The 14,307-nt window shown below is 47.7% G+C and carries 7 protein-coding genes; 6 read left to right on the top strand and 1 reads right to left on the bottom strand.

Features of this window, described 5'->3' with window-relative positions:
• The first annotated feature begins 447 nt into the window (after positions 1-447).
• From H7T88_RS26590 to galU, 6 genes are all read left to right on the top strand, one after another.
• Entirely contained in the window at positions 448-657 is a 210-nt protein-coding gene (locus H7T88_RS26590; RefSeq protein WP_090923015.1) for a hypothetical protein, read from the top strand.
• A gap of 290 nt (positions 658-947) precedes the next feature.
• Positions 948-2,117, top strand: coding sequence for a S1C family serine protease (locus H7T88_RS26595; protein WP_221791335.1), 1,170 nt, complete (start codon positions 948-950; stop codon positions 2,115-2,117).
• A gap of 42 nt (positions 2,118-2,159) precedes the next feature.
• Positions 2,160-4,055 (top strand): stalk domain-containing protein, encoded by a 1,896-nt coding sequence (locus H7T88_RS26600; RefSeq protein WP_260511165.1) that lies wholly within the window; start codon positions 2,160-2,162, stop codon positions 4,053-4,055.
• 372 nt (positions 4,056-4,427) lie between these two features.
• Positions 4,428-6,941 (top strand): U32 family peptidase, encoded by a 2,514-nt coding sequence (locus tag H7T88_RS26605; protein ID WP_221791339.1) that lies wholly within the window; start codon positions 4,428-4,430, stop codon positions 6,939-6,941.
• A gap of 82 nt (positions 6,942-7,023) precedes the next feature.
• Entirely contained in the window at positions 7,024-10,650 is a 3,627-nt protein-coding gene (locus H7T88_RS26610; RefSeq protein WP_221791341.1) for a DEAD/DEAH box helicase, read from the top strand.
• Between the two features lie 130 nt (positions 10,651-10,780).
• Entirely contained in the window at positions 10,781-11,659 is an 879-nt protein-coding gene (gene galU, locus H7T88_RS26615) for a UTP--glucose-1-phosphate uridylyltransferase GalU (protein WP_221791382.1), read from the top strand.
• A gap of 140 nt (positions 11,660-11,799) precedes the next feature.
• Here the strand turns inward: galU and H7T88_RS26620 are convergent, their stop codons facing one another.
• A complete protein-coding gene (locus H7T88_RS26620; RefSeq protein ID WP_221791343.1) occupies positions 11,800-14,268 on the bottom strand; it encodes an O-antigen ligase family protein in 2,469 nt (822 codons plus the stop codon).
• Positions 14,269-14,307 lie beyond the last annotated feature (39 nt).

Raw genomic sequence — 14,307 nt, forward strand, 5'->3', positions numbered from 1 at the left:
TTAACGGTTGTCCACTTTTTATTCTAGCTCCACCAGCGACGTTATTTCATCGAAAAAGCGAGAAATAGGCTGTTTTTCGACGATTGTGAGTGAAATAGCGTTTCTCATGATCGTTAGATTTTGATACAGGTGATAATCGCCCAAATAAGCTCCCTGGTGACCGTTAGAGCTGGGAGGTTGAGGTAACTGGCTCTGTCACCTACCCCTGGCTCTTTTTACATCTTGTTGCTACCCGTGTCTGTCATACCTTGACTGTTAATAAGAATGTTTAATGAAAGTGTTTACATATTAGACTGGATAAGCTTTTGCGAGCAAATCGGTCAATCTGGATTTTTTTCATTTTTCTGGATGATAGGGCTTGCATTACTAACAGGGTACAGATAACATAGAGGAAGAGTTTAGGGTATGTGTTGGTTGTTTAACTATGGTGAGGAGGTCTGTCTATCCATGCTGCTTGCAGAGGCTGCCACAGCGAGTACATCGAATTTTAATGCATTTGATATTTTTGTGATCTTGTTTACGATCCTGATTTTTATCGGATTGGTTCGGCTCCTTCGGGCACCGAAGAAAAATTTGTTTGCTATCGGGTTTACAGTTGTCAGTCTGCTGGTATTTTTGATGACAGACTACGCGATGATCACAGGTTGGTTTGGTTAATAGTAATATTAAGATGCATAGAAATAAGACCATGCAATAGTCATTTCGAACACTTTCCATGATGAATATGGAAGGTGTTTTTTCATGTCTGTATTCTCCGAAGGGAGGAAACTGAGAGAGTTTGATTATGTCGAAAAATAGCGAAAATTAAAACGATTGTATAGCCATAATTTGTATGATACATTGAAGGATACCGATATTGCAGATGAGAGAGAAGATAGATTCGGCCAGGAATCGGCTGTCCAGTCGCGCAAGAAGGATGTATAGAGTAGAGAGGGTCAGGTGAAGTCATGAAAAGGTTAGTAAAACGGGCAACAGCCATGATGATGGTTGTTGTGCTCTCCATTGGTGTGATGACGGCGACGGCTGGTGCAGCAGCATCCAAGACAGGCATGCAAGCCAAGGTAATCGACGGCCAGGTGTATGTGAATACGAAAGATTTGGTGAAGATGTTCGGCGGCAGTGGACAATACGATGCCAAATCAGGAACGTATACGTATAAGGGAAGCGAAGCCATTCCCAAAGTGATTGAGAAGGTATCTCCGTCTGTGGTTGGGATTATAGGTAAGACGACGGAAAACCAGAACGGATCGGCAAACGATCGTTATAATCTGGCACATGGCACAGGCGTTATCATTCGCGCTAATGGATGGATTGTGACGAACGCCCACGTGGTTGATCAGTTGGTAGATCCGGTCGTTGTCACGACAGACGGGAATACATATAACATTACAGAATCGTTCAGTGATCCGTTAAGTGACCTTGCGCTGATTAAAATTAACGCTAAAGCACTCAAACCTGCGGTCTTTGCTAAAGCTTCGCAAGCGGCTGTGGGCGAGACGGTAATTGCGATCGGCACGCCGATCTCCTTTTCATTGCGTAACTCAGCTACGGTTGGCGTGATCAGCGGTCTGAACCGTGGGGTGGAAGCGTCCTACCGCTTAATTCAAACAGACACGGCGATTAATCCCGGAAATAGTGGAGGGCCGCTCGTTAACTTAAAGGGAGAAGTCGTCGGTATTAACTCCATGAAATTCTCTGCCGTGGGCATCGAGAGCATGGGTTTCTCTATTCCTGTAGACACCGTGAACTTTGTCATCAATCAATTTTTTAAATATGGAACGATCAAACGGGCAAGTCTCGGATTACAGATGGAAGAGAGCTGGTCGGCCATTGTAGGTCTGCCTGCGGAAGATCCGTTAACGGTTACGAGTGTATTGAGTCCGGAAGCGAAGAAAGCCAAGATCAAGGAAGGGGATGCCATCTACAGCGTTGCGGGCAAACGTGTATCTTCGGTAGTCGATATCAATGAGCTACTCAAAGCCTACTTACCTGGACAAAAGGTAAAGCTGCTGGTGCAAACGGACGGAGACATCGTTACCCGCACATTGACACTTGTGGATCGAGCCTCTCTTGAGGAGCCGTCCGATGATTCGCTTTTAACGGATGAAGAACAATAAGCTTGGCAAGCAACCCGAATTGAGAGAGGACGAATGAACGGAATGAAGAAGTCATGGTTACGCGTGCTGAGCACGGGCGTATTAGCAGGGATGTTGCTGGCAAGCACAGCTCTGCCAGTATGGGCAGCTGATGATTTGATCACCAATGAGCTGCGTGTCAAAGCAGGAAGTACAAGTGCTTTTATGAATGGCAAGAAACAAAACATCACGAAACCCCTCACGATTAAAGGCGTGACATTGGTGCCTGTCGGCGTATTCAAAAAAGCCTTTGGCAGTGAAGTGCGGCTGGAGAAAAATGATGTCATCAAAATCAAGGAAGGTCCACACGTTGTGGCCTTGAGAATAGACAGTTCTATCGCATGGATTGACGGTGCCAAAGTGGAGATGGGGACTGCCCCCAAAATGGTGAATGGTGTGTTAATGGTTCCTCTTCGCCCGGTTGCGGCAGGAATCGGTGCAACGATTGCGCCGAACAGTTCGGGAGAGATCGTCATTCGTTTGCTTCAAAAGGGTGAGGGTGTGGATGAGGAGGGCATCGACCTGGACAAAGGGAAAACGAGAATTGGCAACAGCTATTATGGCTGGTCGATTCATTATCCAGCCGATCTTCTGGTGTTGCAAACGAATGAACAGGAACGCATGATGACCTTTGGCGCTACGGATGAAAGTTATTTTCTCGAAGTGTATGTGAGTGACCAGAATGTAGTACTGGATGCGGATGACTTGCTGACACAACTCGTGCAGGTGGCCAAACAGGCAGGAGATACGGTACTGGACCGTGAAGCGGTATCTAAAGGAAACAATCCTTATGCAAGAGTTGTCGTCAAAGATGCGGATGGCGTGTTATGGGAGTTACGCCAGTACATTCATGACGGTCTTCAATATGATGTCTACTTGGCGGATTATGAGGCGATTAATTATAAAGATCTGGGCAAACATGCTTCATTGCTCAACTCTTTTGAACCAAGCTATTCGCAGTCAGATCGAACCATTAAGGATCTTTCCACGGTGGAGGACGACATGCGTGCGGCATGGAATGATGATTACGGAATTGAATTAAAGGTTCCAGCGGGCTGGTCCATGGACAATAATAATATGGTTTATAAAGATAAAGACGGTGCTTATTTGCAACTTCGAGTGACTTCAGCCAAGTCCGGTGCAACGGTGAAGGATTGGAGTGATCAGCTCGAGAAGTGGATGCGTGAAACTTTTACAGCCGAGAGTTATCAGCAAATTGGTTCATTTACAACGGAAATCTCTGGCGAAACTGCCGAGGTGAATGAATTCCGTTATAACTTCGGGTCAGGATGGCAGACGGAATATGATGTGCTTTTGCAGAAGAACGGATATCGTTACTACGCGGAGTATACGTTCCCTGAAGGACAGGCCGCAGACCGAGCATGGTTTGAACGAATTATGAAGAGTGTAGAGATTGATTTTGACACGGTAAAAGATAATTTCGGTCAGCTGGATGAAGATCCATATCTGACAGATAAAATGAAAACAATCACGCGTACGTCCAAAAACTATCATTACAGCGTGGATATTCCGCGCTACTGGACGCCGTATAGTGATCGGTTTGAAAGCTCACCAGTCGTTTATACCTTCACGGGTGGCAACTTCTCCATTGCAGCTACAGAGGACAAGTCGATTGAGATGACGGTTAGTCAGCTGAGAGAGGCCTATGCAGAGGCAGCCAAAACGCGAAAAAGCTTCAATCTGATCCGTAGCGAGCAACTGACCTTTGCAGGTGTACCGGCATTCTCCTTCACGTACCATGAAGTGGATAAGGGTGTGCCGTATACAGGTCGTCAGATTGTGTTTGAAAAGGATGGAATTACGTATACGATCACGAGTGGTCTGAACGATGCGAACCGTACGCAAGTGCAGGCAGCCATGCTGGAAAAAGCAGTGAACTCATTTACTTTTATTAAATAACAATATAGATGTGTAGAAATTGCCGGAGGGGTAAAGAACCTTCGGTTTTTCTTTGGCTGCGACTTTACAATGAATGGAATAAGGTATGTAAATATGTTGAGAATGAGTGGAATCTCTATGGAAAAATGATGAAAATGACAAACGGTTTTTTCAGGAAACCGTAGAAGAGTCGGTGCAGAAGTGGTACACTATACTAGTTCAGGAGTTATTACTGCTGATTTGAGAAATAGAGAGACTGTAGGCCTTGATTTCAGGCAATACAGACATAATGTATAGATATAGTGATACTTGACGTTGACAGCAATGCAGGCGTACCGAAATACAGGTACCAAGGGAAGAACACTGGCTGAGGCCGGTATGGGGAGGATCTACATGAAAACAGCAACAATACGAAGAGAAGACGTTGAGCTTCTGGCACCTGCAGGGGACTGGGATTGCATGCGTTCGGCGGTAGCCAACGGGGCGGATGCGATTTTCTTCGGGGTCGAAAAATTCAATGCACGGGCACGAGCGAACAATTTCCGTATGGACGAGCTACCGGAGATTATGGCGTTTTTGCACAGTTACGGCGTAAAAGGGTTCCTGACCTTTAATATATTGATCTTTGAAAATGAGTTGAAAGATGCCAAAGAACTCATCGATGCCTGCGTAGATGCGGGTGTGGATGCTGTGATCGTACAGGATCTGGGTCTGGTCAAAATGATTCGTGAGATTTCGCCGGACTTTCCGATTCACGGTTCCACGCAGATGACGATTACGTCGCCTGAAGCGGTAGAGTTTACCAAGCCGTTTGACATGGAACGTGTCGTACTTGGACGGGAAAACAATTTGAAGCAGATTCAAAAGATTGGTGATCAAGCGAAACTTCCGATGGAAGTATTCGTGCATGGCGCACTTTGCGTATCCTATTCGGGTCAGTGTCTGACTTCCGAAATGTGGGGCGGACGTTCCGCGAACCGTGGGGAATGTGCGCAGGCGTGTCGTCTGCCGTACGATCTGATGGTGGATGGTGTTCACCAGCCGATGGGGGATGTGGCGTATCTGCTATCGCCGAAAGATCTGGCAGCCATTGATATCATGCCGGAATTGATTGAAGCAGGCGTAACGTCTTTCAAAATCGAAGGTCGACTCAAAACGCCAGAGTACGTAGCGAACGTAGTTAGTAAATATCGTAAAGCCATTGACCGTTATTTTGACGGTGACAATACACGGACAAGCAAAGAAGAAATTCGTGAGCTGCAACAGAGCTTCTCGCGAGGATTCACACATGGTTTCCTGGGCGGCACGAACAACAAACAGCTGGTAGACGGGACGTTCCCGAAAAGCCGTGGCGTTTACCTGGGTCGTGTAGATCAAGTGCTGCGTGATGGTGTTGTGCTGAAACTGGATGCACCCGTGAAACGCGGAGACGGTATTGTATTTGACGCTGGTGATCCAACGAAGAAAGAAGAAGGCGGACGTGTATATGATGTACGCCGCAAAGGTGTGAAGATCGAAGGCGAAGCCGGCGAAGGCTGGATCGTGGACATCGTGCCAGGCCGCAGTGATGTGGATCTGCGTCGTGTGAAAGTCGGCGATAAGGTATGGAAAACCAATGATCCTGCGCTCGACAAACGTCTGCGTCAAAGCTTTGAGACCGATAAGCCTTACCGTGTCTTCCCGGTCAAAGTGAAAGTCATCGGCAGCCCGGGGCAACCGCTCAGCACATGGTGGACCGACGTGCAGAAGGGAACGACCGTGCGCGTGGATTCGGAGATGGAACTGGACATTGCCCAGAAACGTCCGATGACCCATGAATTGCTCGAAGAGCAATTCGGACGTCTCGGCGGCACCGTGTTCCAGCTTGAGGATCTGGACGTCAATCTGCACGGTGACGTCATCATCCCGATGCGCGAGTTGAACAATATTCGCCGTCAGGCGGTCGAACAACTCGCGGGCGAGCGCCCGAAACCGCCCGTCTACGTGAAACGGGCGGTGGACGTGTACGGCGATGCGGCACAACCGGCATCGCCAGTAGCTCGCGGTCAAGCAGAGCTGACCGCGCTGTGCCGCAGCCTGCCACAAGTGGAGGCAGCGCTGGAAGCTGGCGTCGGCATGATCTACGCCGACTTTGAGTTTATCAAGCAATTCCCGGCAGCCGTGGAAGCTGTACATGCTGCAGGTCGCAAAATCGCGCTGGCTACGCCGCGTATTCATATGCCTGGCGAGAACGGCTATCACAACAATATCTTGCGTTTGGAGCCGGATGCGGTACTCGTTCGTAATACAGGTGCGCTTTACTTCTACCTGCGTCACCGTAGAATGAATCCGGACGCGAAGCATCCGCAGCTGATCGGGGACTTCTCCTTGAACATCGCCAACCACAAGGCAGTGGAATTGTTCCTGGAAGCAGGTTGCGACTGGATCACCCCGTCATATGACCTGAACATTCAGCAGATGGTTGATCTGCTCGGTAACTCCCGTACAAGTCAGACCGAAGTGGTAATCCATCAGCATCTGCCGATGTTCCACACGGAGCACTGCGTGTACTGTACGTTTATGAGTGAAGGCACCGACTATACGAACTGTGGACGTCCTTGCGAAGAAAAGCGGGCTTCCCTGCAAGACCGAATTGGTATGTCTCACCCGGTACGTGTGGATGAGGGCTGCCGTAACACGGTATATAATGCCGTAGAACAGTCTGGTGCAGAGTATCTGACTAACTTTATGGATCTGGGTGTATCGCGTTACCGGGTAGAGTTCCTGGAAGAGACACCGGAGCAGGTGAAGGAAGTTATCGACCTGTACAACCGTGCACTCCGCGGTGAGATCAGCGGTACACAAGTATGGAAAACCCTGAAAGCAACGAACCAATTGGGCGTTACACGCGGCCAACTGGTGAAATAATAAGCAACCCCAATCTCTGCTTTACGGAGCTCTTGGGGTTTTTTCTATAAAAGCGGCATCGGCAACCAAGGAGGTGTGAAGCGTGGCTCCATTTACGATGATGGATATCAAATTGCTGTGCGGGGTCACGGCATTCAAACACGGTGAAGAATATCAACAGTCTGGCAGGATTGGCAAGCTCGCTGTGAGTGAAGACGGACGTCATTATCAAGCTTTTGTTCGGGGGACGGAAGCCTACGAAGTGAAGGTAGACCTGGACGATGCGGGAGAGATTGAAGCGCATTGCAACTGCCCTGCATATGGCAACTATTATGACTATTGCAAACATATTGCGGCTGTTCTGCTTGTTATTCATGAACGTGAGGACATGCCAGAGCCATCCAGCGGCAGAGGGACACCATCAAAAGTGGGCACACTGGTCGAAGAAGAGAAATGGGAACGGCCTTATTCAGATTTAATATCTACTGCACAAGGTCAGCAATCGCAGCAACTGGAGCAACCTCATCAACTTCATCAATCGCAGCAGCATAAGCCACAGTCGTTGTCCCCTTCCCCTTTTGCACAGGCAGGTCGTCCGAGTTCAGCCTCAGGCTGGGGCCGCTCTGCGGATAAACCGTCCTACCGCACAGCAGACCAGATTTTATCCATGTTTGCGAAGGATCGCAGATTGCCGCATGAACGGGAGTCAAAATACACAGCACCGGTTACCCGCTCTATGCTACGAGAAGAATTACAGGTACAGTTCATCTGCAAGCTGGTACATGTGCATAAAGGTGGAGCCAAGCTGGCGCTTGAATTAAAAGTGGGCAACAAACGACTCTATGTCGTGCAGAAGGTCAAACAGTTCCTGAACTGTATTGAAAAGGGCGAGCCCATGTCCTTCACCAAGCTGTTTCATTATGATCCGCTGCTACATGTGTTTCGGGCTGAAGATCAGGCTATCCTTTCCATGCTCATTCGTATGAGACAGAGTGAAGAGGCATACCGCGAGTCCATTTCGGGGTATCTGGGTGCTTCGGACGGTCGCGATATCCTGATCGCTCCCATTGTCTGGAAGCCACTGCTGGAGTTGCTTATGCAAGCGGATAGCCGAATGGAGGGCACAGGACTGGCAAATGGTCCGTTAACCCTAAGCGAGGGAGCATTGCCTCTATTTTACCGGATCGCGGAGGGGGCGAATGAAGGGTATCAGCTGGAGGTGTCAGGACTGCGTGAGTTGATTCTGCTTCCGGCATATGATGCGGCGGTTGTTGAAGGGCAGCTCTATATGTTAGAACCGACGCAGATGAGAAGTCTGGAGGACCTGAACAGTGCGCTCACATCCTACGGCATTAAAGAAAGCATTGATATCTCGTCACAGCAGGTGGATGAGTTTGTGCAGCATGTTGTACCGGAACTGCGGATATTGGGGCATCTGTCGATTGATTCCCATGTGCGCGAACAGATTGCCGAACCCGAGTTGTCACCGAAATTGTATATCGACTTTTACCGGGAACGCATTACAGCACGTCTGGAATTCGATTATGGCGTCATGGTCATTAACCCGCTGGCAGAGTATTTAATTAACGAGGAAGAAAAGAAAGTCATCTTGATCCGTGACCGCTTCAAGGAACGCAATCTCATCGAGAGACTGGATCGTTCTTTTCTGGAGCGGGAGGGGAGTGTCTGGGCAAGCGAGCGTGAGGACGCCATCTATGATGTGATGTATCACCTGTTGCCTGAGCTCGAGAAGCTGGCCGATATCTATATGCCGAATGCCGTGAAAGCGATGATGCCAACGTATCCGGTACCGCCGAAGGTTCGTGCTGATCTGGGAAGAGGACTGGACTGGCTGGAGATTTCCTTCGAGATGGAGGGAGTCGACGAGCAGGAGTTGCAAGAACTGATGCGCAGCATTGTGGAAAAGAAAGCTTTCTTCCGCCTGCGAAGCGGTGTCTTTCTGTCACTTGAAAATGATGGCGCGAGCAGCTTCGCTCACATGGCTGACGCGCTTGGACTGGAAGCAAAGGATATCCAGAGCAGCCATATCCGGTTGCCTGCGGTGAGAGCGTTGCAGCTTCCGGGGAGAGATGAGGTTTCGGGTCATGTGAAATGGGGAGGCTCGCTCAAACGTTTCCTCGATGATCTGCGTGATCCGGACCGGATGGACTTTCCGTTACCTCAGACGCTGGCGCCCGTGCTGCGGGATTACCAGGCAAGCGGGTATCAGTGGCTTCGTACACTCGCACATTACCGGTTTGGCGGCATTCTGGCAGATGATATGGGACTGGGCAAGACGCTACAAAGTATCGCCTACATCACAGCTTCATTACAGGAAAGATCCGTGTATGAGCAGGGACAAGAGGCAGGGCTACCAGCTGATACAGACAACAACATCTCTAATGGTTGGATCATGAATGAGTCTCAGCAGGCTTACTTGGCTAACAACACTGGAAATACACCAGATGCATGGCACACCTCGCAGCAAGGCGGTCTGACCATTCGCACGCGAATGACACATCCGCCGGTATTGGTTGTTGCGCCTGCTTCATTAACTTACAACTGGGCGAATGAGTTTGCACGGTTTGCTCCGCATCTGAACGTCTTAATCGCCGCAGGACAGAAGGATGAACGCGCCAGCATGCTGGCGGATATGGACAAGGCGGATGTGATCGTGACATCGTATCCGTTGCTACGACGTGATCTGGATACGTATTTGGGAAGAACTTTTCATACCCTGATTCTGGACGAGGCACAGGCAGTCAAAAATGCATCGTCCCAGACAGCGCAAGCCGTCAAACAAATTCAGGCGCCACGCCGTTTTGCCCTGACAGGTACACCCGTCGAGAATTCACTGGATGAACTGTGGTCTATTTTTGAAGCTGTATTTCCGGGTTTATTCCCGAGCTACAGAAGATTTCGTGACTTGCCGCCAGAACGCATCTCGCGTATGGTACGTCCGTTCATTCTCCGTCGCTTGAAGAAAGATGTATTGGAAGAATTGCCGGATCGGATTGAGACGGTGCAACGCTCTGAGCTGACGGTCGAACAGAAAAAGCTTTACGCAGCGTATCTCTCTCAGCTTCAGGATGAGACAACTAAGGACATGGAAGACAACGGTTTCCAGAAAAACCGGATCAAAATTTTGGCCGGTATCACTCGCCTGCGTCAGTTATGTTGTCACCCGGCACTATTTGTGGACGGATATCAAGGGGATTCAGGAAAAATGGAGCAACTGCTGGAGACCGTCCAGGACTGTCTGGCCGCTGGCAAACGCATTCTGATCTTCTCCCAGTTTGCAAGTATGCTTAACCTCATTCGTCAGACTCTTACAGCGCAAGGCAACAGCTTGTTTTATCTGGACGGACAAACCCCTGCCCAGAGTCGAGTAGACATGTGCCGCAGGTTTAATGAGGGAGAAGCCGAACTGTTTCTGATCTCGCTCAAGGCTGGTGGAACCGGACTGAACCTGACGGGAGCCGATACCGTCATATTATATGATCTGTGGTGGAATCCCGCCGTGGAGGAACAGGCGATTGGAAGAGCTCATCGTATGGGGCAGAAACAAGTGGTTCAGGTGATTCGTCTTGTGACCGAGGGCACCATAGAAGAAAAGATTCTGGAGTTGCAACAGCGGAAAAAGGATTTGATTGCTGAGGTCATTGAACCGGGCGACGGAGGATCAACGACATTATCCGAGCAGGATATTCGCGAGTTGTTAATGGTGTAGAGAAAACTCGATTTTTATACAACGATTGTTAATAAATTTGTGGTAATGTATAGAGAAATGCACCGCTTTTACCAACTCATTAATCGTGTTATCCCTATACTATCTTGATCCAGCCAAAGGAGTGTTTCCTATACGTATCCGCAAAGCGATTATTCCAGCCGCCGGACTGGGAACCCGGTTCCTGCCTGCCACCAAGGCCATGCCGAAAGAAATGCTGCCCATTGTGGACAAGCCGACCATTCAATACATTATTGAAGAAGCCGTTGCCTCCGGAATCGAAGATATTATTATCGTGACAGGAAAAGGGAAACGGGCGATCGAGGATCACTTTGATTATTCCTTTGAACTTGAACAGAATCTCGCAGACAAACAGAAGTGGGATCTGCTGAACGAAGTTCGCAAACCTTCCGAGATGGCTGACATCCATTATATCCGGCAAAAAGAACCGAAAGGACTTGGTCACGCGATCTGGTGTGCTCGCAAGTTTATTGGCAATGAACCGTTTGCCGTCCTGCTCGGGGACGACATTGTTGAAGCGGATCACCCATGCTTGCAGCAGATGATTGAAGTCTACGACGAACTGCAGTCTCCGATTGTCGGCGTGCAACCTGTCGATTGGAGTGAAGTATCCCGTTACGGTATTATCGATGGAGAGTTGCTAACTCGTACGGATGAACGTGTTTTCAGAGCGCGACGTTTGATTGAAAAGCCGAGAACGGAGGATTCCCCTTCGAATCTGGCGATCATGGGCCGTTACATTCTTACTCCCGATATTTTCGAAATCTTGGGCAGGCAGTCTGCCGGTGTAGGTGGAGAGATTCAACTAACAGATGCTTTGTCCCGTCTGAATGAGCAAAGACAGATACTTGCGTATCATTTTAATGGCCTGCGCCATGATGTGGGTGAGAAGTTAGGTTTTATTGAAACATCCATTCACTATGCGTTACAGCGTCCTGATCTGCGGGAGGATTTGCTGAAGTATTTGAAAGATATCGTGGTATCGGACTAATGATTGAGCCAATCCCATACTTAAGTTATCGATCTACTATTTTCTAAAGTTGTTTCTACCAAGGACTAGACGAAAAAAGGTTTGCCTTATAAGGCAAACCTTTTTTATATAAGATGATAACAACAAATATGAGATAGATTCTAATTAAAAGTTAATTCTGCAATTCGTTTAATTTCGTCTGCTTCACTAGATGAGATGGCAATCAGTTTATTATATAGAGCCTCGTCCAGTTTAAATTCTCGTTTGAGCGAAGCGAGGTACCAACGAGCAATTTCACGATTCGTCGCATCCGTCAGATCTTCCGCAATTCCCGTTTTAAGTACAGCGGTAGCACCTGAGAGATCGTTGGACATATACTTCATTTTACCAGCATTGAGAATCATCGTTGGGGTAACTTGGAATGGCTGACCTTGAAGCTGTCCCTTAGGGAGAGTTTTAAGGTGCTCCACTCCATCGACTACATGCTGATATGCATCAATTCCCGAAGTGAAATAAGCATTCTTTTTTGTAGTATCCCCTTGTCCAAGTGCCTGATACCCCAGATCGAATGAACGGCTGATCAATTGCTCATACCAGTCCATATCCCAAATATAGTTGCTTGCATATTCTTTTCGTAGCGTATACGCTTGGGCATTTTCGCCTTTCAATTCGTATATGCCAATGAGTTGTTTTACCATACCTTTATTATATGGTTCTGCTTCGAGGCCACGCTGCAACAATTGCACGGCTTCTGTGTAGAATTGCTCATCTTTCGTTTGCGTGTAGCCTTGTTGATAAAGTGACGCTAGAAGCATTAATGAATCCGGATGTGTGTTGCGGATGGACAAATCCTTGTCCAGCGGAGCTTTGATTTGCCGGAAATCTTGACTGCTCCTTGCGAGCTCATTACCTTCAATGGCATAATGATTAGCTTGTAAGAATCGAACAGAAACGATGAGAAGCACAATGATCGCTATTCCAGCAATTATACTGTACACTCCGCGTGCCGCAGCTGCTCCCATTTTTAAACGACGAGTGGGTTGAGGCTCAATCGCGGCACTCATGCCTCCAAGACCAAGGAATACCAGCATTCCAATAAAGACATAACTCATGTTGAAATCAAGAAGACTGAGCACGAGGATGGACATGGAAAGAATAAAGTACATGAAATGTGATTCGCGATCCTCTTCATTCCGTCTGACATACGATCGAACATATTGATAGAAAACATATAGTATAAACGCCATAAATACTAGAAATCCAACAAGGCCAACCTCAACAAGATATTGCATGAAAAAGTTATGTGCTTGGGCGCTGACATAAGGATTGTTCTGATACTTTTCATACAGTGCAGTCCATGCCCCTCCACCAGCCCCGATTACAGGATAATCGGCAAATAGTTTCGTAGCATCTTTATAGAATGTGATACGCTCGAGCACACTGTGTTGCTGGAAATTGATATTCTCAAGTCGTGTGCTAATACTGTCCGGCAAAATGTTTCGCACGCCCGTACCGAGCAATAGCACAGCAATCACAACGGTTAGAACTACAGAACCTAGCGGAATCCATACGCTTGATGCTTTTCGAGCTGACCAAGATTGAAACTTGGCTTCCAGCATAGGGGCTACAAAGCGCTGGATCGCCCAACACAACAACGCAACAACAAGCGAGGCTCCAATAAGGATCGCCCAGCTCTTGGCTGCAAGAGAACCTGTGAACTGCTTTTGAAGTTCAAATCCTGCTGTGTTAATCGGGTTTAAAACTAACAGAGTGCCTATCGCTGATACGGCACAATAGATAAACCATAGAATTTGTTTGGTTGGTTTAAGCAAGAACAATAGGATAACAAATACGATTGGCAACATAACAAGTCCTGTACGCGAGAGCGTCAGAAGCAATGACAGGATAATGGGAACAAGCATGAAGCCATGCAACAGTTGTGTGAATATTCTTTTGGAACGAATCATGCTGAAGATGGAAATAAACAAGAATGCCATTAGAAATGCTGCGTATGTATTGGGATACTGAAACACGGACGCAAGCCTCGCACCGTTGGAATCATTCCAGATGGCCTGGTTGTATACACCATTAATTACGCCAGCAGAAAACCATCCAACTAACTTACCTGCAAAACTAAAGGCCCCTAGCCAATTTAACAAACCAAATCCGACAATAACATATGCAATTCCTATTAAGGAAGATTGTATGATATGATTGATTTTGTTGTTTTGAAGCAGGTACATCGTCATCACAAAAATCATGGCATAGATACATTGGATGAGAATCATATTATTCGCCAAGTATTCTGATGCTGCATTAATGAGTGATAGTACATAGGTAAGAGGGAGTAATATAACGGCTACTTTGAGCCAATCTTGCTGTGTTTCTAACTTCATCTGTTTAAAGTAGATACCAACCCATAGGATGAACAGGAGGGTCGTAATGGCAACAGCCCAATAAATGGGTGCTTCAAATTGCAGCAATTGACCATTAAATAGCGCAACTTGGAACGCGGACCAGAGTAAAAATAAGATAAGTCCTATGGACAATGACCATAGGAGCGTCGATGCTGAATGGGCCGTAACTTTCCTCGACGTTTTCATTTGTTTTCCGTATACTGGATTCGACAAGGTTTGAGTCTCCTTTACTTGTAGATACGACAATATTTT

Origin of the sequence: Paenibacillus cucumis (ex Kampfer et al. 2016) (assembly GCF_019748695.1) — a bacterium.
GTDB classification, from domain to species: Bacteria; Bacillota; Bacilli; order Paenibacillales; family Paenibacillaceae; genus Paenibacillus; species Paenibacillus polysaccharolyticus.